General features: G+C 40.7%; 20 protein-coding genes. 7 read left to right on the top strand and 13 right to left on the bottom strand.

The features are described 5' to 3' along the window. Positions 1-10: 10 nt before the first annotated feature. The 4 genes from DBR32_RS02455 to DBR32_RS02440 are packed head-to-tail and all read right to left on the bottom strand — an operon-like array spanning position 11 to position 3,737. Positions 11-958: a glycosyltransferase family 2 protein gene (locus tag DBR32_RS02455; RefSeq protein WP_124634691.1), complete on the bottom strand. Its 948-nt coding sequence runs from the start codon at positions 956-958 to the stop codon at positions 11-13. 12 nt (positions 959-970) lie between these two features. Then, the gene (locus DBR32_RS02450; RefSeq protein WP_124634690.1) at positions 971-1,531 is read right to left on the bottom strand and encodes a DUF4199 domain-containing protein; all 561 of its coding nucleotides are present in this window, start codon (positions 1,529-1,531) and stop codon (positions 971-973) included. 5 nt (positions 1,532-1,536) lie between these two features. Next, on the bottom strand, positions 1,537-2,772 hold the full coding sequence (locus DBR32_RS02445; RefSeq protein WP_124634689.1) for a dihydroorotase family protein: 1,236 nt from the start codon (positions 2,770-2,772) through the stop codon (positions 1,537-1,539). Positions 2,773-2,807: 35 nt separating this feature from the next. Beyond that, positions 2,808-3,737 carry an ROK family protein gene (locus DBR32_RS02440; protein ID WP_124634688.1) on the bottom strand — a complete coding sequence of 310 codons (930 nt, stop codon included), beginning with the start codon at positions 3,735-3,737 and terminating at the stop codon, positions 2,808-2,810. A 51-nt stretch (positions 3,738-3,788) separates the two neighbouring features. Here DBR32_RS02440 and DBR32_RS02435 point away from each other — a divergent pair, with 51 nt between their 5' ends. Beyond that, positions 3,789-5,105, top strand: coding sequence for a sugar MFS transporter (locus DBR32_RS02435; protein ID WP_124634687.1), 1,317 nt, complete (start codon positions 3,789-3,791; stop codon positions 5,103-5,105). An 83-nt stretch (positions 5,106-5,188) separates the two neighbouring features. On the opposite strand, the gene DBR32_RS02430 is transcribed toward DBR32_RS02435, so the two are convergent. After that, positions 5,189-5,881 carry a hypothetical protein gene (locus DBR32_RS02430; protein WP_124634686.1) on the bottom strand — a complete coding sequence of 231 codons (693 nt, stop codon included), beginning with the start codon at positions 5,879-5,881 and terminating at the stop codon, positions 5,189-5,191. A gap of 203 nt (positions 5,882-6,084) precedes the next feature. Here DBR32_RS02430 and DBR32_RS02425 point away from each other — a divergent pair, with 203 nt between their 5' ends. Next, entirely contained in the window at positions 6,085-6,990 is a 906-nt protein-coding gene (locus DBR32_RS02425; RefSeq protein ID WP_124634888.1) for a 3-hydroxybutyryl-CoA dehydrogenase, read from the top strand. 74 nt (positions 6,991-7,064) lie between these two features. On the opposite strand, the gene DBR32_RS02420 is transcribed toward DBR32_RS02425, so the two are convergent. The 8 genes from DBR32_RS02420 to recQ form a co-directional block, all read right to left on the bottom strand. Then, entirely contained in the window at positions 7,065-7,586 is a 522-nt protein-coding gene (locus tag DBR32_RS02420; protein ID WP_124634685.1) for an HAD-IIIA family hydrolase, read from the bottom strand. Next, entirely contained in the window at positions 7,583-8,266 is a 684-nt protein-coding gene (locus tag DBR32_RS02415; RefSeq protein WP_124634684.1) for a nucleotidyltransferase family protein, read from the bottom strand. The genes DBR32_RS02420 and DBR32_RS02415 overlap by 4 nt, the downstream gene beginning before the upstream one ends. 9 nt (positions 8,267-8,275) lie before the next feature. Further along, positions 8,276-8,857, bottom strand: coding sequence for an SIS domain-containing protein (locus tag DBR32_RS02410; RefSeq protein ID WP_233559642.1), 582 nt, complete (start codon positions 8,855-8,857; stop codon positions 8,276-8,278). Further along, entirely contained in the window at positions 8,854-9,990 is a 1,137-nt protein-coding gene (locus tag DBR32_RS02405; protein ID WP_124634683.1) for a beta-ketoacyl synthase N-terminal-like domain-containing protein, read from the bottom strand. The genes DBR32_RS02410 and DBR32_RS02405 overlap by 4 nt, the downstream gene beginning before the upstream one ends. Continuing rightward, complete coding sequence (locus DBR32_RS02400) at positions 9,991-10,389, bottom strand: 3-hydroxyacyl-ACP dehydratase (protein ID WP_233559641.1); 399 nt, start codon at positions 10,387-10,389, stop codon at positions 9,991-9,993. It abuts the gene before it with no gap. A 42-nt stretch (positions 10,390-10,431) separates the two neighbouring features. Further along, a complete protein-coding gene (locus DBR32_RS02395) occupies positions 10,432-11,319 on the bottom strand; it encodes a lipid A biosynthesis acyltransferase (RefSeq protein ID WP_124634682.1) in 888 nt (295 codons plus the stop codon). A gap of 22 nt (positions 11,320-11,341) precedes the next feature. Further along, complete coding sequence (locus tag DBR32_RS02390) at positions 11,342-11,614, bottom strand: acyl carrier protein (protein ID WP_233559640.1); 273 nt, start codon at positions 11,612-11,614, stop codon at positions 11,342-11,344. 671 nt (positions 11,615-12,285) lie between these two features. Next, on the bottom strand, positions 12,286-14,493 hold the full coding sequence (gene recQ / locus DBR32_RS02385; RefSeq protein WP_124634681.1) for a DNA helicase RecQ: 2,208 nt from the start codon (positions 14,491-14,493) through the stop codon (positions 12,286-12,288). Positions 14,494-15,494: 1,001 nt separating this feature from the next. On the opposite strand from recQ, the gene DBR32_RS02380 reads away from it, so the two are divergent. From DBR32_RS02380 to DBR32_RS02360, 5 genes are all read left to right on the top strand, one after another. Further along, on the top strand, positions 15,495-17,132 hold the full coding sequence (locus tag DBR32_RS02380) for a T9SS type A sorting domain-containing protein (protein WP_124634680.1): 1,638 nt from the start codon (positions 15,495-15,497) through the stop codon (positions 17,130-17,132). A 166-nt stretch (positions 17,133-17,298) separates the two neighbouring features. Beyond that, entirely contained in the window at positions 17,299-17,664 is a 366-nt protein-coding gene (locus DBR32_RS02375; RefSeq protein WP_124634679.1) for a hypothetical protein, read from the top strand. A gap of 235 nt (positions 17,665-17,899) precedes the next feature. Further along, entirely contained in the window at positions 17,900-18,265 is a 366-nt protein-coding gene (locus DBR32_RS02370) for a hypothetical protein (RefSeq protein ID WP_124634678.1), read from the top strand. Between the two features lie 199 nt (positions 18,266-18,464). Continuing rightward, on the top strand, positions 18,465-18,830 hold the full coding sequence (locus tag DBR32_RS02365) for a hypothetical protein (RefSeq protein ID WP_124634677.1): 366 nt from the start codon (positions 18,465-18,467) through the stop codon (positions 18,828-18,830). Between the two features lie 101 nt (positions 18,831-18,931). Beyond that, a complete protein-coding gene (locus DBR32_RS02360; RefSeq protein ID WP_124634676.1) occupies positions 18,932-19,294 on the top strand; it encodes a hypothetical protein in 363 nt (120 codons plus the stop codon). The last annotated feature ends 88 nt before the right edge of the window (positions 19,295-19,382 follow it).

The following is a 19,382-nucleotide window of genomic DNA, read 5'->3' as shown; positions in this document are numbered from 1 at the left end:
TCACAGGAGCTTATAGTCCTAATTTTTCGTCAATATAATAGTGATTACGCTCGGGTGCATTACGGACAATCAGTTCTGCCAGATAGCCGGACAAAAAGAACATCGTACCCATGATAATAAAGGTTAATGAAATATAAAACGGAGGCCTGTTGGACACTGCATAATTTTCCCACCAGATAAACTTGCATATCGACATATAGGAGACAAACAAGAAACCGATGAAAAACAAAATGGCACCAAGAAGCCCAAAGAAGTGCATCGGTCGCTTAGCAAATTTACCGATGAACTGTACGGTTAGTAAATCAAGGAAACCGTTTACGAAACGGTTCCATCCAAATTTAGAAACCCCGTATTTTCGTGCCTGATGCTGCACCACTTTTTCTCCAATATTATGAAAGCCGGCATTTTTGGCCAACACAGGAATGTAACGGTGCATTTCTCCGTATATTTCTATACTTTTTATGACCTTATAATTATATGCTTTAAGGCCGCAGTTAAAGTCATTGAGTTTAATACCGGACATTTTGCTGGTCACCCCATTGAAAAATTTAGAAGGCAGGTTTTTGGTCAATTTATTATCAAAACGCTTTTTCTTCCATCCGCTCACCAGGTTATACTTTTGATTTCTGATCATCTCCATAAACTCCGGAATTTCATCCGGGCTATCCTGAAGATCAGCATCCATCGTAATCACCACCTCGCCGCTGGTTGCTTTAAACCCTTCGTTTAAAGCAGCACTTTTCCCATAATTACGCTGGAATTTTATGCCCTTTATATTGCGATTGGTCTGGCTTAGTTGTTGGATCACCTCCCAGCTGGAGTCCGTACTACCATCATCTACAAATACAATTTCGTAAGTGTAATGATGCTCCTGCGCTACGCGCGCAATCCACGCCGCCAGTTCGGGCAGCGATTCTTCTTCATTCAATAATGGTATTACTACAGATAGGTCTAACACGCTTTTCAGGGTTTAAAATTTTTGATCCAAAACACGCATGTCCATTAACTGTTGCGGCGTTTTCTTTCTAAATAAAAAGGCAATCATCAATCCGAAAATACTATCAATAACGATCCACCTGGCCAGAATGCCTTTGGCCAGACCCCAAAAATCTTTGCTGGATTGTGCTTGTGCCCGTACCATATTTACCTGAGCCTGTATTTTTTCTGCACTCATTTTGTTTTTGTGCGCAAAAGCATCCATGGCCTGTTCATACGTTTGGAAGAACGTAGGGTTAATATAGTTGAGGTAAAAATAAGTAAATAATAAATAGGCGATCTCCGCAAAAATGATAGCAATAAAGATAGGTTGAAACAAGTCTTTAATTTCTGCATATCCACCCTGCTGGTTTCTTTTCTGTACTGCAGCGATGATGAGCGCAGCAATAATCAGGAAATAAGAGATAAAGCCTCCCAGATAAAATACGAAAGGATTATAACTTAAAAAGGTAAATTTTATCCAAAGTAAGAGTACATATAATGCAGCAATAATAAGGCCTGCTTTGATTCCGAATGCGGTACTTTTTTGTTTCATTGTTTTTATAATATTACAGCTTTTCCTTTTACGGGTTCATTCAACAAAGGCGTATTATAAGCCATTGTTGCTTTGTTTCCGGTGGTTAAAGTCCATTCTGTAGTGAAGTCAAATATCGTGTACCGGGCAGCAGTACCTTCTTCAATGCTGTGTATGGGCAATCCGAATATACCGGCGATATTGTTTGATAACAGGGCAGCCCATCTTTCGGCGCTTACATTTGGTGCCGCTTTAACCAGCATAGGCCAGCAGCTTTCCAAGGTGGCCATGCCGGATTGGGTGTATTCAAATTCTTTTACTTTAGCATCCCAGTCTTGCGGCTTATGATGCGTAGCGATGGCATCTATAGTGCCTTCTTCCAATCCTTTGAGCAGGGCTTTGCGGTCTTTTTCCGTCCTCAGGGGAGGGTTTACCTTATACAAGCTGTCGTAGGTAGCCAGGATATCGTCAGTATATAGTAAGTGATAAGGCGCTACAGAGCAGGTTACCTGTACGCCATCTTTTTTTGCTTTTTTAATCAGGTTCAGGCTTTCTGCCGTGCTGATTCCGGAAAGGTGCAGTTTAGATTGTGTATACCTGGCCAGCTCTATATCGCGATGTACCATTAAGGTTTCTGCAATTACAGGGATGCCGGGCATTCCGAACTGTACCGAATTAGGCCCCTCATTCATCAAACCATCCGATAACTCGGCCAAAACAGGAATCTGAACCACTGTTCCCTCAAAAGCTTTTACATATTCTAATGCCTTTTGCATTAAACCGGCATTCTGAATAGGTTTCCAGCCATCCGAAAAAGCAATCGCTCCGGAATGGTACATTTCCATCATTTCAGCAAGATTCTTCCCTTCTATATTTTGTGACACTGCTCCTAAAACATGGATGCCTACGGGATGACCTTTAGCCTTTTGTTGTACAAATGCGACCACACTTTTGGTGGCCATAGTGGGTTGTGTGTTGGGTAGAACGATTACTTGTGTAAAGCCACCGTTGGCAGCGGCTTGTAAACCGGTATCAATCGTTTCTCTATGTTCAAAACCAGGCTCTGCAAAGTCTGTCATCAGGCTGATCCAGCCCGGAGCAATAAACTTGCCTTTACCTTGTATAATGTCTTTTGCTTGTACCGATAGTGATTTTCCTATCTGTTTTACGATACCTTTTTCAATAAAAATATCTACATTTTTGCCGTTGTATGCGGAGGTTGGGTCCGCAACCTGAATGTTTTTGATGAGAACGGATGACATAATGGGCAAAGATAATCCTTTTGAGTATAAATGGGTTAAAAAACTAAGGCTGCAGCACCCAATATAGCGGCGTTTCTATGTTGCAGCGCAGAGATCAGAAATTGGGGTTTTCGCTCTTTGTAGACAAAGAGTAATTCTTCTTCAAAAGCTTTTTGCGTAGGTACTAACAGATAATCCCTGGCGTTGGCAAGGCCACCAAAAAAGATGATGGCTTCCGGTGAGATTACGGTATGTACATGAGCCAATACTTTTCCCAGTACTTTTCCGGTTTGGTTAAATATCTCCAGGGCCATTGGATTGCCCATCATGGCGGCATCGGTTATGGCCTGCGAATTTTCAAAAGGAACGAGGTTATTGGCCAACATAATTTTTTGTGCCGTGTTGAGGATCCCGGTTGCCGATGCATACGTTTCAAGACAGCCTTTACGACCACAGCCACAGGGACGGCCATTGGGTTTGGCGATAATATGTCCGACTTCACCTGCCATGCCATCGTGGCCATAGATCAATTGTCCATTACTCACGATACCACTGCCAATACCGGTACCCAACGTCACTACAATAAAATCTTTCATGCCTTTGGCTACGCCAAATTGCATCTCACCAAGGGCAGCCGCTTTTGCATCATTCGTAATCACCGTTTTTATATTCATTGCGGAGGCAACCATATCCCGAAGCGGAATATACGTACGCCAGGGTAGGTTGGCCGCACGGTCTATAGTACCCGTATGATAATTGGCATTAGGGGCACCAATACCGATACCGGTAATGGTGTGATCCTGATCGTGATAATCAACAATAGACTGTAAATGAAGGCTTAGTGCTGCAACGAAATCTTCAGGGCTTCTGTAGCTATCCGTTCGGATCTGCTGCGCTCTGGTGATTGTTCCCTGATCATCTACAAGCCCGAATTTGGTATAGGTGCCACCCATATCGACTCCGATGGCATATTTTTTATGGCTCATATCTTAAATTAACAACAATAATTGTACTTTAGTCGCCAAAATTATATATAAATGCAGGATAATAATAAAAATAATTACGGATTTGCCTTATTAATTATCGGCGTGCTGTTTTTTATCTTCGGTTTCATTACCTGGGCCAACAGCCAATTGATTCCATATCTGAAAATTGCCTGCCAGCTGACCACTACCCAATCTTATTATGTGGCCTCTGCTTTTTTTGCCGCCTATTTCGTAATGGCCATCCCTTCTTCTTATGTTTTGAAGGCTACGGGCTTTAAGAAAGGAATGTCCTTAGGGCTGTTCGTTATGGCTTTGGGCGCGATTATTTTCATTCCCGCGGCCAATGCCAGAAGCTTTCCCGTCTTCTTAACCGGTCTATTTATTATCGGTACGGGATTGGCTTTATTACAAACTGCTTCCAACCCTTATGCGGCGGCTTTGGGGCCTAAAGAGAGTGCTGCCCGGCGCATTAGTATCATGGGTGTTTGTAATAAAGTAGCCGGTATTTTGGCCGTGTATGCATTAGGAAGTATTATTCTTAAGGACAGTGATGCCTTTGAAGCGAGTCTTAAAGTGATGGATGCAGCAACGAAGGAGCAGGCCTTAAATACCTTGGCACACAAAGTAATCATGCCTTATACCTGGATTGCGGTGGCTTTTGCGACCATAGGTTTATTGCTGTTTTTTGTAAAACTACCCGAAATTGCTGATGAGGAAACAATAACAGATGCGAAGGCCTTAGCCGATACGCCGAAAACAAGTGTATTGCAGTTTCCGCATTTAGTCATTGGGGTTATTGCTTTATTTCTGTATGTAGGGGTTGAGGTGATCAGTTATGATACCTTTACGGGCTTTGGAAAATACCTTGGCTATTCTATGGATACCGCCAAGCATTTTGCAACCTATACAGGTTATGCTTTACTGGTCGGTTACGGAGTTGGCATTACGGCGATTCCCAAATATATTTCGCAACGCAATGCCTTGGTTATTGCGACGATACTGAGTATGATCCTGGTTGTACTGTCTGTGGTTACCACAGCTGCACCTGATTTTAAAACCTATGTTTTGGCTGGCCATACCTTTAATGTGCCCACACATCCGGCAGTATGGTATTTTGCATTACTTGGGTTTTCTAATTCGGTGATGTGGCCGGCGATATTCCCTATGGCTATTGAAGGCCTGGGTAAATACACTAAAATGGGCTCTGCTTTATTGATCATGGCTATTGTAGGCGGAGCAGTATTGCCGCCTCTTTATGGCAGGATATCGGAAACGGCTACGCTCCAAAGCGCATATTATATGATGATTCCGGCTTATCTCTTTATCCTTTATTTTGCGCTAAGCGGATATAAAGTGGGTAGGCGCTAAGCATATATGATAATTGATTATTCATAAGAAAGGGGTTGTTCTAAACAAGAACAACCCCTTTCTTATGAATATATTGAGCCTGATTAATCAAAAATGTTGATCAACTTGGTAATGTAGAAATAGGAGGCCAGCTGTGCCAGGATACCCAATAGATAGCCCAAGCCGATTTCACCATTGGTGTGCGCGCGTAATACCAATCTGGAAGAACCAATGATGCCGGCAATTAAAATCGAAATCATCAGGGGCATAAAGATATTGACACGGCTTATAATCATGGTGATAATCAGGATACCGATCATACCGCCGGCTGCAGCGGCATGCATGCTCACTTTTTTGAAAATATTGACCATAAAAATGGCAATAATACCCCAAAAGTTACCCAAAAGGAATATTTTCAAAATAGGTGGTGCGACAACGGGTGGTTTGAAATTTTTAAAGACCATATACGCCCAGAAGTAGAAGATCATGGTGGCGATCAAGGGTATGATCCGGTCTTTGGAGGTTTTTAACTTAATACTTTCAATGAAATTTAACCGTTTCAGCAGGAAGATGGTCACCAAAGGGAAAAAGATGGTGTTCAGGGCAAGGATGGCCAACCATTCATAAAGCGTATTTTTAGGAATATTGCCGAAACTGGTCCGGTTAATACCATACAACACAAACGTCAGGATTACCGGCATAAACACCGGATGACAGATGATGGATACAATATTGGCCAGTGAACGTAAAAATTTATTTTCGGTTAGGGTTCCTAATTTTAAATGAGATTGTGGCATAAACAGCGATAATATTCGGCTGCGAAGATAAAAATTATTTGATGGTTTATACGCCTCAATATTTTAACGGGATATTATAGCAGGGTTGATCCATACATTACGGAATTGTTGTATTTTTGTGTGTTTTAAAAAAATTAACAATGTCAGAAATATTAACGAAGGAAACTGTGGAAGCCGATACGGTAATCAGCAGTATCCAACAAATTAAGACGGTATCTGTAATTGGTGCCGGTACAATGGGTAATGGCATCGTGCATGTATTTGCACAAAACGGTTACGATGTACATATGATTGATATTGCGCAGACTGCTTTAGATAAAGCATTGGCCAATGTAAGCAAGAATATGGATCGTCAGGTGACTAAAGGTAGCCTTACCGAAGATCAGAAATCGGCCGCTTTAGCGAAAATCGCTACTTATACCGATTTGGCAGAAGGCCTTAAAGGTGCTGATTTGGTTATTGAAGCTGCTACGGAGAATATTGATCTTAAAATGAGAATCTTCCAGGATATAGATCGTTTGGCTCCGGCACACGCGATTCTTGCTACCAATACTTCTTCTATTTCTATTACGAGAATTGCATCTCATACAACAAGACCTGCACAAGTAGTGGGTATGCACTTTATGAATCCGGTTCCTGTAATGAAATTGGTAGAGATCATTGCCGGATATGCGACTGATAAAAGTGTAACGAAGGTTATTTATGACCTTACAGAACATATCGGTAAAGTACCTTGTGTGGTTAATGACTATCCGGGCTTTATTGCAAATCGTATTTTAATGCCTATGATTAACGAGGCCATTTCCAGTTTACAAGAAGGTGTTGCCGGTGTGGAAGAGATCGATACGATCATGAAATTAGGTATGGCACATCCAATGGGACCTTTGCAGTTGGCTGACTTTATTGGTTTGGATACCTGTTTGTCTATCATGAACGTGTTACACATGGGCTTTGGTAATCAAAAATATGCTCCGGCTACCTTACTGGCCAATATGGTACAGGCAGGTTACCTGGGTGCAAAATCAGGAGAAGGTTTTTATAAATATACTCCGGGAAGCAAAGAATTAGTGATCAGCGATCGTTTCGCCGATAAGAAATGGAGACCATAATTGTATTAGAATACCCATTTATAAAAAGAGCGACGAATATATTATTCGTCGCTCTTTTTATATAAACTGTTGCTTTATAAGCTGTTGCTCCAGGCTGCAAGACTGTCAAACTGGGCATCGATCCATTCATTTGGCAATGCCTGCTGTTCCTGTGTTGTATGCAGAAATACGGTTTTCATCCCCATGGCTTTTCCAAACTTCATATCACTGAAATTATTACCGACCATTACAGAAGCCGAAAAATCGATCGCCGGATAATCCTTTTGTGCCTGTAAGGCCATACCTGTATTAGGTTTACGGAAGGCATCGTCAGAAGCTAATGCAGGAGCAAAATAAAATCCGTCTATGCGGCCGCCGTGTTTTTCGAGTTCACTATTGATATATTGGTGTATCTCATGGAGGTCGGGCTCCGTCATTAAGCCTTTCCCGATGCCCCTTTGGTTGGTGACGACAAGGGTAAGGTCAAAATATTGCCTGGCATGGCAGATCGCTTCTAAAGCACCCTCATAAAAACTTACTTCCGAGGGTTTGAAAATATAACTGCCGTCTTTCTCTACATTAATAACACCGTCCCTATCTAAGAATAATACCTTCATTTAATTTCTTTTTGTGCCCTGTAATAATCTTCCTCTACGCCGATGTCGATAAAATAATCATCAGCAATACAACCTTTGAGGCTTTGTGCTGTGGCTTCTATCTCGAAAAAATCCTGCTCCAGAGAGAACTGTTTCGGTAAGTGTTCAAATATTTGAGGTACATTATTCAGTAAATACACACCACCATTAATTAAACCGCTGGTGCAAGGCTTTTTTTCTTCAAACTTAGAAATGTACGCTTGATCATCTAAAATAACGGTGCCATACCGCTCAAAATCGTTCATTGGTTTCAGTCCGATCACCGCTTTGGCGCTCGCTTCATTAGCCGCAAGTAATTGTGCAAAGGGAATATTGAATAAGGTATCTCCATTAACGACAAAACACTGATTTGTTTTACATTTTTGCATGGCTTTCTTAATGCCCCCTCCTGTGCCTAAAGGCTCCTGCTCAATCACCCAGGTTACCTTAAAGGTAAAGGCTTTTGTCTTTAACCATTCCAGTACCAACTCATGTTTATAACCCAAAGACAGGATCACGTGATCGCAATGCTGGGCTTCGAGATAAGCCATAAGGTAGGCCAAAAAAGGCTTGTCATTGATCGGGGCCAGGCATTTCGGTACATCCGATACGATATGTTGCAACCGGGTGCCAAAGCCTCCGGCTAAGATGATACATTCCATCGGGTGGGTTTATTTTGAAAATAAATGACGTTCTACCAGTTCGCAGGTAATATGACCCAACGTGATGTGGCTTTCTTGTATGCGCGGTGTGTCCTCAGATGGGATATTGATCAGGATATCAGCCAAGTCCTTCATTTGGCCACCCGTTGCACCCGTAAAGGCCACTGTAGTGATACCCATTGAACGCGCCTGTTCAAATGCTTTCAGGATGTTTGCAGAATTGCCCGATGTGCTGAGCCCTACTAAAATATCTCCGGGTTTGCCCATTCCTTTTAGCAGGCGGCTGTATACGAATTCGTAACCATAATCATTGGCTACGGCCGTCAGGTAAGAGGTATTGCAATGAAGCGCCTCACTCGGTAATGGGTCGCGATCGGTGTAAAACCTGCCGGAAAATTCTGCGGCAAGGTGCTGTGCATCTGCTGCACTGCCACCATTACCACAAAACAGCACTTTTCCGCCATTCTGAAAGGTTGTTACGATTTTTTCTGTTAAGGATTGTACTTGTGCCAATAAGGTATCGTCACTAAGGATCTCTTGTTTTACCGCTATAGAGCGCTGAATGATTTCTTTAATATTGGATATCATCATGATGGTATTTTTGACCAAACTACTGCCGCATTACAACCACCGAACCCGGCCGCTGTTTTGACGAAATGGTCAATAGTTTGCTGTTCTTTTTTTGAAATAATGTTTATGGGTACACTGGTATTGCTATGACCAAAATGCAATATAGGCAAAAGTACATTTTCCTCCATAGCTTTTAGGCTGATAATGCTTTCCAGTAAACCGGAGGCACCTAAGGTATGTCCGAAATAGCATTTGAGGCTGTTTACCGGAGTATTTTGTAAGCTGGCTAAAGAAATGGCTTTTGCTTCCATCTCATCGTTATAATTTGTTGCGGTGCCATGTGCCGATACAAATCCGATATCGGTCGGGTTTGTGCCGGCTTCTTTCATACTTTTGGTGATGGCAAGTGCCAGTTCAGCGCCCGTTTTGGAAGGCCCCGAAAGGTGATTGGCATCATTACTAATTGACCCGCCGCCGAGCACGGCTGTTTCGGAGGCAAGGGAAGCTTCGCGACTCAGGATTAAGCAAGCAGCAGCTTCACCGAGGTTAAGTCCTTTACGCGCTGCATCAAAGGGTATGCATTGTTCCGGAGACAATGCCTGAAAGGAACTGAATCCTGCCCGTACAAAGTCACTTACGATATCGCAGCCAATAATAACGGCATGGCGGTATCGCTTTACTTGCAGCAGGCGCTTTGCCATAATTTGCGCGGCCACACCCGAAATACAGGCAACAGAAACACATTGCACGGGATTGGGGTGCTTAAAAAAAGCCGCAATCCTTTGAGCGGAAATATGTAAGGGTAATAATTCTTTTTTTTCTTCGTGATTGATCCACTCAATATTTCCTTTTGTGGTGGAAAGGATGATTAGGGTTTCCTTGTCCGTAATGTCTACATCTGTTTGCGCTAAGGCTTGTTGCGTGGCTACAATACAGAGGCGTTCAAACTTGCTGTACTGCTCCTGGGTAACCATTGCAGACAGCAAGGCTTCCTGCAGCGTGTCCAGCTTAGCTGCCATTGCGGTTTGTCCATCGGGGAAAAGATGAGCGCGCAGGGCCGTTGCTCCTTGAGCGACTGCTGTAAATGTTGTTTGGCTGTCAAAACCCAATGGGCTTATGATTGCATCAGAAACATGATAGACCATAGTGCTCATTTAGTTTTCCTGTAAGAAAATTTTATATTCTGCACTGGCTATTTCCTGACCGGCACAAAGGATTGTACCTTTTACGATAAAAGCATTCATCACTTGTTGTATATTGGTGATCGTGGTCTGAAGGGTATCGCCTACTTTGGGCAATTGCGAGATGTTAAGCTGCTTCACCTGTCCTATAAATCCGACAGGAGGAGCGGTATTTTCAAGAGCCGCTTTATAACCGGTACCTGCAGCAGCAGTCTGTGCCATATTTTCGATTAGCCCGGGTTCTGTAAAAACACCATTTGCTACAAAAATATTCTCTTGGGAAATCAAAAAAGAGCTTGTTGTCTGCTGTTCATTCGCACTGATAATCTCATCTATCATCACGAAGGGGGCTGCCTGAGGTATATATTTCACTGTTGATACGATTGTCTGCTTTAACGGTGAAGTTACGACAATTTATGCTTTTATGTCTTCCCAAAAATCGAAATAGTTGAACCATTGTTCGGGGTATTCGCGTACTTTTTGTTCCACTTCCTGAATATATTTCCCCAGCATTTTTTCTGCTCCTGTGGTTCCCCTGCCTTCGAAAACTTCTGGTGGGGTAGCGGTAAAATGATAGTGAAAATCGGATCGTTTCATGGCAAATACAATGCTTACGGGTGCCCGTAACTTACTGGCCAAGATGAAAGGGCCGAGGGGGAATTGAGCAGTTTTGCCCAAAAAAGAGTGTTCTATGGTTCTGTTGCCCGGTACATAACGGTCTGCATGAAGGCAGATCAGTTCATTTCTGCTTAGGGCAGCGGACATCTCATAGATATGAGACATGTCTTCTTTTATATAGATGATATGGAATGTTCTTTCTCCCGTTACATTGTCGAGATAGGCTTTAATCTGGGTATCTTCTCCGTCATACATGACTATATTTACGATTGTCTCTAAACGTTCCAGAAGATGCCCGGCCAACTCGTAATTACCCAAATGGGCACTCACTATAATGCCACCCTTGCCGGCCGCAACCATCTCGTTAAGGTGATGGCCACCTTCACGCGTTACGGTAAACGGGTTTTTGCGGGTACTGAGGGTGTATATTTTATCCAGGATGGTTTGTCCGAAGAGGAGGATGTTTTTGCGGAGTAGTTTCTTGCGCTTACGCTTATCAAAACCAAGGCGTTCCCGGTAAAGATAAAGAATAGGACGGGTGGCTGCGGGTACAAAAAAGACATAATACCACGCTACTAAATAAAGTAACGCATAGGCAGGCCTCAGACCACCTATGCGTAATAGTGCAATAAATATTTTATATCCTAAAGCTGTTCCTTTAGATTTTCCATTCCAGCTAGACATGGCAAGATTGTGGTTCAGGTAATTATGCCGCCTGTAAACGTTGGGCTACATAGTTATAGAAATCCTGAATGGTTTCCATTGATTGGAAATCTTCCGGTTTTACTTTAAACCCAAAATTGTTTTCAATCACAACGATTAAGTCAATATAGTCTAAACTGTCTAAGTCTAAAGTCTCTTTAAGTTTAGATTCCGGCTTAATGTCTTCGGCCGCTACCTCAAAGTCTTCAACCAAAAAATGGTTGATTTTTGCAATCATTTCTGCTTTTTCCATTGTTTTTAATAAAGAATTATTCATCGTTCACAGGTTGTTTCGATTCCCAAAAATCGGACGCGAAGTTACGTATATTTTATTTAATATGAATGCATTGCGAAAAAATATAATATAATTCCGTTTGGTTTTCTAAAATTGAGCTTACCTCTTTTTTGTAATCAATCACGGAAAGATTAGCATCACGCAATAGCAATACTTTGCCCTCTAGGTACATGAATATACTCTTTGTGAGATAATCATAGCACGAATCATTAGACTCGATGTACGGAACAGGTTTAATGGAGATGGAGGAAATAAAAAAGAGCCCCTGAAAAGAGGCCCACTATACATGAAGATTTGTAATTTACTAAATGAGAACAATTTAGATTAAAAGCGCCTCAAGAGGAGCTTTCATAAATGCTATACCAGACCTGAATCATTCGGAATATATGCAAGGTGTATTAAATCAATATTCCCGATACAGCAGTTGTTTTGGTAAATCGCAAAAGTCTTTTTTTGATGTTATCTTGTAACTACAGTACAAATCTAAAGAGAAGTATTGTTTTAAAGTAAGGGATTTCCCACAAAAGATTTTTTGGCCGTTTAAAACATAGGTTTTATAGTTAGAGGTCACTTATTGTTGGTACATAAATGGTTATAAAAAAAGCTTCTACGATTGGTAGAAGCTTTTTTTATATAGTAGCATCATCAGTATATTAATTGGCGTAATCGCTCATAAACTTAATACGCATCAGTTGTAGTTGTTCTATCGAAACATCGCTGTCTTTAAATTCGTCGTAAGCTGCATTCAGGTCATCATCTGTCGAGTTTCTAAAATAATCGAAGATATCTTCCTGCTCGGCATCATCCAACTCTTCATCAATACAATAACCAATATTAAGACGGGTGCCGCTGGCCACAATTGCCTCCATAGCCTGCAACAGTTCATCTACAGACAGGTCTTTTGTTTTGGCAATGGTTTCTAAAGGTATTTTCTTATCTATATTCTGAATAATGAACACTTTTAGCCCGCTTTTATTCACCACGTTTTTCATGATGAAATCATCCGGTTTCTCAATTTCATTTTCCGTAACGTAGGCCGCGATCAGTTCAATGAATTTTTTACCAAATTTGATTGCCTTTCCTTTGCTGACACCCTGGATTTTCTCCAGTTCCTCCATTGTGGTAGGGTAGCTTAAGGCCATATCTTCCAAAGAATTTTCCAGGAAAATAACAAAGGGAGGTAGTTTTTTCTCTCTTGCTACCTGTTTTCTAAGGTCAATCAGCATTTCCAGCAATACCGGATCTGCAGCAACACCGCTCGCTGCCTGTATCTCTTCCTCTTCTTCTGTTGTTTCTTCGTATTGGTGGTTCAGGGGTACTTTGATCGAAAATGGTTTTTTCAGGAACTTACGTCCATTCTCAGTAATCTTCAATAGACCATACTCCTCAATATCTTTACGGATAAAGTCCTCCAGCATCATCTGCCGAATGAGGGATTGCCAAAAGTTATCATCCATTTCCATGATTAAACCGGCTCCGTAAGAAGAGAGTTTATTATGTTTGAAAGTGGTGATTTGCGGGTTTTTCTTACCCAGTACAATATCGACTACATAATCGATACCGAAACGCTCATCCAGTTGGTCGACAGCATCTAAAATGATCTTTACGCTGTCTTTAACATCCAATTTTTCTTTAGGATTGCAACAGTTATCACAACTGCCACAATTCTCAATCCGGTCAATTTCGCCAAAGTAATGGAGTAATTGTCTTCTTCTACAGGCCCCGCTTTCGACATAGGCAACCGTTTCTGCTATGAGCTGTGCGCCCATTTCGCGCTCACTAAGCGGCTTGTCGCGCATAAGGTGCTCCAGTTTCTGCACATCTTTATAGGAATAGTACAAAAGACACTTACCTTCCATACCATCACGTCCGGCACGGCCGGTTTCCTGATAATAGTTTTCAATTGATTTTGGAATATTATAGTGCATGACAAACCGCACATCAGGTTTGTCGATGCCCATTCCGAAGGCAATAGTGGCTACGATCACTTCCACTTCTTCGTGCAGGAACATATCCTGCCGATGTGCCCTTGTGGTGGCATCCAGTCCTGCGTGATAGGCAACCGATTTGATTCCGTTGGCCACCAGTGTGCTGGCCAGCTCCTCGGTCGTTTTCCTGTTGAGGGTATAAATGATCCCACTCTTACCCTTATGATTAGAAATAAAACGTACAATATGCTTCAGTACTTGGTTTTTAGATCCTTTAGGGACTACTTCATAGTACAGGTTCGGACGATTAAAGGAAGAGATATAAATTACAGGGTCTCTTAATTCAAGGTTTTTTACAATATCGTCCTGTACTTTTGGTGTTGCTGTTGCGGTTAAGGCAATGATGGGAAGTGTCGGATCAATTTCTTTGATCATGGCACTCAGTTTCCGGTATTCGGGGCGAAAATCATGACCCCATTCAGAGATACAGTGGGCTTCATCAACAGCCACAAAGGAAATCTGGATATCAGAAAAGAAATCGATATTCTCCTGTTTGGTTAAAGTTTCGGGTGCTACGTATAATAATTTGGTTTTACCGGATAGTAAATCCTCCTTTACTTTTCTTTGTTGCACTTTGCTCAAACTTGAATTTAAGAAGTGTGCTACATTATCATCATCGCTATATCCTCTGATGAGATCCACCTGATTTTTCATTAATGCAATCAGGGGAGAGACGACCAGCGCAACGCCTTCGCTCAATAAAGCCGGTAATTGATAGCATAAGGACTTGCCACCGCCGGTAGGCATTATGACAAAGGTGTCTTTTCTGTCTAAAATACTATTGATAATTGATTCCTGTTCTCCTTTAAAGCCATCAAAACCGAAATATTTATGTAGGTCTTTCTTTAAATTTCTTTTAGTCTTTACAGCCATTGTCTATAATTTATAATCCTCGGTAAATTAAGGATCTGTCAAATAAAGCAGTACATAAATATAAGATATTTTCACACATCTCTATCAATATATTACTAAAATTTGTTGCGATAAAAAAGCGAAACTCTTCTTTAGAGTTTCGCTCTGCAAAGAAGTAGTGTATCACACCACTCTTTGAGAAAATATCGTCTAGTTATGAGTTCCGTTACTTGGTTTAATAATAAAAACAGGGGTCCGTTTTTACCGGTGCAAATGTAGAATTTTTATATTGAATTTAGATCATAAACTTTTTGAATATTGTATTTTCAGATTATAATTAAGGGCCATTGTCTTTAAACACAGCTGCGAATATCTTATTAAAATAACTTTTGTTTTTTATTTAACATATCTGAAGGCTTTGAAAATTTTGTTGCCGGGCAATTTTTCCTGTTTTTATGGATTTCGGGATCGTACAAGGCTATTCATTACGGGCAGAATATTATATTTTTTATAATGATCCTTATAGCGTAAATCATAATAGCTTTCTGTTCTTTTGTCGGGCAAGAAAAGATCCAAAATGCCTGTTTTTATTAAGGCGATTGTGGCACAACACAATTTTACTAGGTTACATGCTTCGGTTTTTGAACTTTTAAGCGGCATAGGCAGTACTCAGAAATCGCAATTCCAAACAAAACTGCTATCGCTGTTATGGAAGCCAAAAAAGGCATAATTGACAGCTATCGTTGTTACAGTTGGCGGGTAGTCAATATGTTTTATTGCCTCATCGTTCTCCATCGGCAATAAGAAGCGAACTTATTTTACCCCTGCTTCTCTGCATCGTTTTTCACAAAGGGGTAATTTAATACGGATGTATTTAGGATAGTGGAAGTAGCGGTTTCCTGTACAAAATAAAGTAAGGCTTGCTGCAAAATAGAGCAGTTGATATACAAAATGGGACTTACTTCAATCTACATTAAAATTATCTTTAAATCATTATCTAATCTATTTTAAAATGTTACGTTATGATTTCAAAACTATTCAGAAATGCAGTATTAACTGTAGTCTCCTCAATGTCAGGGATATTCCTGGCACAAGCCCAAACATTTGTGCCTTCAGTCGCACATGAGACCGTATTTAACAATTGGGATATTAATTATTCGGGAGATATTTCATCTTTTGCGTTTAATAATACCATAACCCCTACTGCCTGGGGAGATGTGGATGTATATCTTGCCAGCTGGGGATTTGGCTTTAGCGAAGTAACGGTACAGTTTACAAAACCCGGTGATCCTACAAGCGTCGTGTATAAGGGTAATCTATCAGGCTTACAGGGATCAAATAATAATTATCAGGATGCATCATATCTTCAGGTAGGTGCCGTGTACAATGAAAATACAGGTAATATACAAATCCTGGTTGCCTATCAATGGGTAGGATTTAAAGTTGATGTATTTGATATCACTACCTCTACGACAGACCCGGTGGTGTATAACTCAACCATTAATTTAACAAGCTCGAGTTTAAATTATTTCGATCACAGAATTCGTATGGATTGCGATAGCAAGAGCCTAAACTCGGTTGCTCTTGTTTGGGATAATCCTTTTATTGGCCTGCAAACGATTGCCTGTAACAGCGGTACTTGGGGTAATATCCTTAATTTAAATAATACAAGTGGCCAATCCGGTCCTGATATCGCAGTAACGAATATTGGCGGGTCGCCTTATGTACGCTATGTATATCGTGATGCGAACGGTACCCAGATTACTTCATCAATGATAGACTTTAATACCTTAATGAGCGCTACAGGCACGGTTAACCATTTTATTCAAGATGTTAATTATCTGAGTAGTCCGCTAAACTCAAACCTGGTATTAGATTGTAAAGATTACGATAATGCAAAGAACTGGGCTTATACCTATACAGACCAAAATGCATTAGAGGTATTTGTTCGATTTATTGATAATAATACGACTGGTACGCCCACTACTGTAAGTGTTAATACCGGCGCTTTGGGAAATGCTTCTTTATATGGGCAATATAATGTCTATGCACCAACGTTGCACTATGGATCAAAAGGCTCCAAAGGAGATGAAATTTTCGTAGGGTGGTATAATACAGACGGCAACCATAATGGTTACTTGGCGGTCGAGATGACTCCGGATGGAACGGGTTTGATCAGTGATGCTGATTACCTGGAACTACCCAATGCATTTACGGCTACTCCATACCCTTATGTATCAAAATCGGGCATTGCCTTCTGTAAAGGGGATGCGGATCTTACCTCAAACAGACATATGTATACGGTGTATTATGATTATGATAATGCCAACAATGTAAATAGGTTGCACCATGCTTATCATTTAATTGGTTTTACAGCATTTAAAGATAAGTTACAAATGGATTTAAGCCAGGTTAAAGTTTATCCTAACCCTTTCTCAACAGAACTTAATACGACTGTTACGCTTGCTGAAAAAGGTACGGTAAGATTGGAATTGCTCGATATCGCCGGACGTCTGGTATCCCAATATGAAACAGTTGTTGATAAAGGAACTTATCCGATGCAATTAAGCGGGCTGCAGAACATTGTTTCGGGCAGCTATTTCCTGAAGACTTCTATAGATGGTAAAATGGTACAGACCAGGACTGTAATAAAAAAATAAACCCTGCATACAACAAAGGGTATAGACAAATGCTGATCTGATCAGCACAAGCACTAATGCTTATTTAAAGTTTAGTCCTATATAGCTAATGCTTAGAAAGCATAGGCTGTATAGGACTAATATCATACACCGTTCAAACATTTATTAACCTTTAAAATATTAATTTATGAAGAAAATTCTTTTTGCAGCACTTGCATTAGCAGGTACATTTCAAATGGCGCAGGCAAATACTCTGACCATCAATAATTTGACAAACTGTACTTTACGTTGCGGTATCTCGTACTATGGCGATGTAATGGTGCCACCCGGTCTGTCTACCTATACTTCCACTCCGGGTAATGATATCAGCTCATTGAAATTAGAATTTCTGGCGGTAAATGGTAGTTATCTTCAACTGGTATCCGGAATAACACCTTCTTATTCAAGTGGCGCTGGAATGCCTTCACCCGTATGTCCCACGCCTATGGGTTATCTTACTTTGAGTTGGGCGCAAGCAAGTCCTACGGCCAATGCTACGATGATCATTTTCTAATTATAGCTCACTTACCTTGCTTTATTGAGCGCAATTTTTTTAGGACAAATAAGTCCCTGGTGCAGCAGCATCGGGGACTTATGTTTTTTGGCGAAAATAGTAATGAAGTGTTTTATTGCTGCAGGTCTACCGTTACTAAAGCCCATTTCGGTGTTCATTTAAATAAATCATATTATTGAGATTAATTGTATTTTTTATATATTTGGTTATTAATCAACATTTTAAATATTATTTTATGAAAAAATTATTAGTAGCGAGCCTCACCTTAATGGGAACCTTTGGATTTGCAAAAGCGGCAAATGTTTTGACTGTTCACAATCTTACACCATGTCCGTATACCTTAAGCACATCGGGTGGTTACCTGATGATAGGGCCTGGAACAACAACATTTAATTCGCCCAGTACCTTAAATTTTGAGGGTACAAAAATAATGTACGTTGCCGGATGGCCCAATGATGGCAGCATTGGGGTAGGTATAGGTACACCTTACGCTAACAGTATGGGTATGCCAACACCTGCTTGTCTCACCACATCAACATTTATCACCGCGAGCTGGTCTCAGGCATCGCCGGCAGCGAATGCGACCTTGGTTATATTTTAAGATTTTTGAATTATATAACTATTCCTGAAAATACAGGCCCGAAATGCTATTGAAACTGCATTTTGGGGCAGCTATAAAATAGGGCAAAAAGAGGATTAAAACATCGTGATTCCGAATGCAAATTAATAAATCATTTATTTGTGATTAAAATATTTTTCTATATATTTGATTATTAATCAACCTTTTAAAATATTATTTTATGAAAAAAGTATTATTGGCAGCGTTTGCACTTATTGCAACTTATGGAATTGCTGATGCAAATGTTATGACTGTTCAGAACCTTACGGCATGTACGTATACCCTAAGCACCTCAACAGGTCAAATTTTAACCGCACCTCCCGGATTGTCAACATTTACCTCAACAGGTTCTCTGCATTTTGTAGCCACTAAAGTGGTGTATAATTTTGGGGTATTTCCGGAAACAACACTTGGAGTAGGGCTTGGTAGTCCTTATGCGAATACTATGGGCCAAACGACACCACCATGTCTCGTAGGTACCACCTATTATACCGGTAGTTGGTCTCAGGCTTCACCAACTGCGAATGCAACATTGGTTATCTTTTAAGACCTTTTCTTTAAAATACGCTAAAATAAACAAAGCCCTGTGTTACTACAGGGCTTTGCCTTGAAGTGATTTATATTAATAGACCTTTAAAATATTATTTTATGAAAAAATTATTATTAGGCGTGCTTGCCTTAACAGGAACCTATGGGATTACTTCTGCAAATGTATTGACTGTTCATAATCTTACTGCATGTAGTTACACTTTAAGCACATCAGGGCCACTGTTGACCGTACCACCGGGAACCTCCACATTTGTTTCTGCGGTCGGCAATGATTTTTATATCACTAAAGTAGTGTATAATTTTGGATCTTTCCCCGAGACATCGATTGGTGTGGGTTTAGGTACTCCATATTCCAATAGTGCAGGTCAGCCGGTACCGCCATGCCTTGTCGGTACCACCTTTTATACCGCGAGCTGGTCTCAGGCATCAATGACCGCAAATGCAACATTGGTAATATTCTAAAATATTCTTTTGAATACTTTTGAGTATGAATAAAGCCCTGTATTAACTACAGGGCTTTATCTTAAAATTATTTAATTGTATTTGAAAT

The sequence above is a fragment of the Taibaiella sp. KBW10 genome, from assembly GCF_003852495.1.
Classification (GTDB): domain Bacteria; phylum Bacteroidota; class Bacteroidia; order Chitinophagales; family Chitinophagaceae; genus Edaphocola.
This window is presented reverse-complemented; position numbering and strand designations above follow the sequence as displayed.

Bases quoted from the DNA above. Each gene is read 5' to 3' on its own strand.
- DBR32_RS02450 (WP_124634690.1), bottom strand. From the start codon at position 1,531: ATGAAACAAAAAAGTACCGCATTCGGAATCAAAGCAGGCCTTATTATT.
- DBR32_RS02445 (WP_124634689.1), bottom strand. From the start codon at position 2,772: ATGTCATCCGTTCTCATCAAAAACATTCAGGTTGCGGACCCAACCTCC.
- DBR32_RS02440 (WP_124634688.1), bottom strand. From the start codon at position 3,737: ATGAGCCATAAAAAATATGCCATCGGAGTCGATATGGGTGGCACCTAT.
- DBR32_RS02435 (WP_124634687.1), top strand. From the start codon at position 3,789: ATGCAGGATAATAATAAAAATAATTACGGATTTGCCTTATTAATTATC.
- DBR32_RS02430 (WP_124634686.1), bottom strand. From the start codon at position 5,881: ATGCCACAATCTCATTTAAAATTAGGAACCCTAACCGAAAATAAATTT.
- DBR32_RS02420 (WP_124634685.1), bottom strand. From the start codon at position 7,586: ATGAAGGTATTATTCTTAGATAGGGACGGTGTTATTAATGTAGAGAAA.
- DBR32_RS02415 (WP_124634684.1), bottom strand. From the start codon at position 8,266: ATGGAATGTATCATCTTAGCCGGAGGCTTTGGCACCCGGTTGCAACAT.
- DBR32_RS02410 (WP_233559642.1), bottom strand. From the start codon at position 8,857: ATGATGATATCCAATATTAAAGAAATCATTCAGCGCTCTATAGCGGTA.
- DBR32_RS02405 (WP_124634683.1), bottom strand. From the start codon at position 9,990: ATGAGCACTATGGTCTATCATGTTTCTGATGCAATCATAAGCCCATTG.
- DBR32_RS02395 (WP_124634682.1), bottom strand. From the start codon at position 11,319: ATGTCTAGCTGGAATGGAAAATCTAAAGGAACAGCTTTAGGATATAAA.
- DBR32_RS02390 (WP_233559640.1), bottom strand. From the start codon at position 11,614: ATGAATAATTCTTTATTAAAAACAATGGAAAAAGCAGAAATGATTGCA.
- recQ (WP_124634681.1), bottom strand. From the start codon at position 14,493: ATGGCTGTAAAGACTAAAAGAAATTTAAAGAAAGACCTACATAAATAT.
- DBR32_RS02380 (WP_124634680.1), top strand. From the start codon at position 15,495: ATGATTTCAAAACTATTCAGAAATGCAGTATTAACTGTAGTCTCCTCA.
- DBR32_RS02375 (WP_124634679.1), top strand. From the start codon at position 17,299: ATGAAGAAAATTCTTTTTGCAGCACTTGCATTAGCAGGTACATTTCAA.
- DBR32_RS02370 (WP_124634678.1), top strand. From the start codon at position 17,900: ATGAAAAAATTATTAGTAGCGAGCCTCACCTTAATGGGAACCTTTGGA.
- DBR32_RS02365 (WP_124634677.1), top strand. From the start codon at position 18,465: ATGAAAAAAGTATTATTGGCAGCGTTTGCACTTATTGCAACTTATGGA.
- DBR32_RS02360 (WP_124634676.1), top strand. From the start codon at position 18,932: ATGAAAAAATTATTATTAGGCGTGCTTGCCTTAACAGGAACCTATGGG.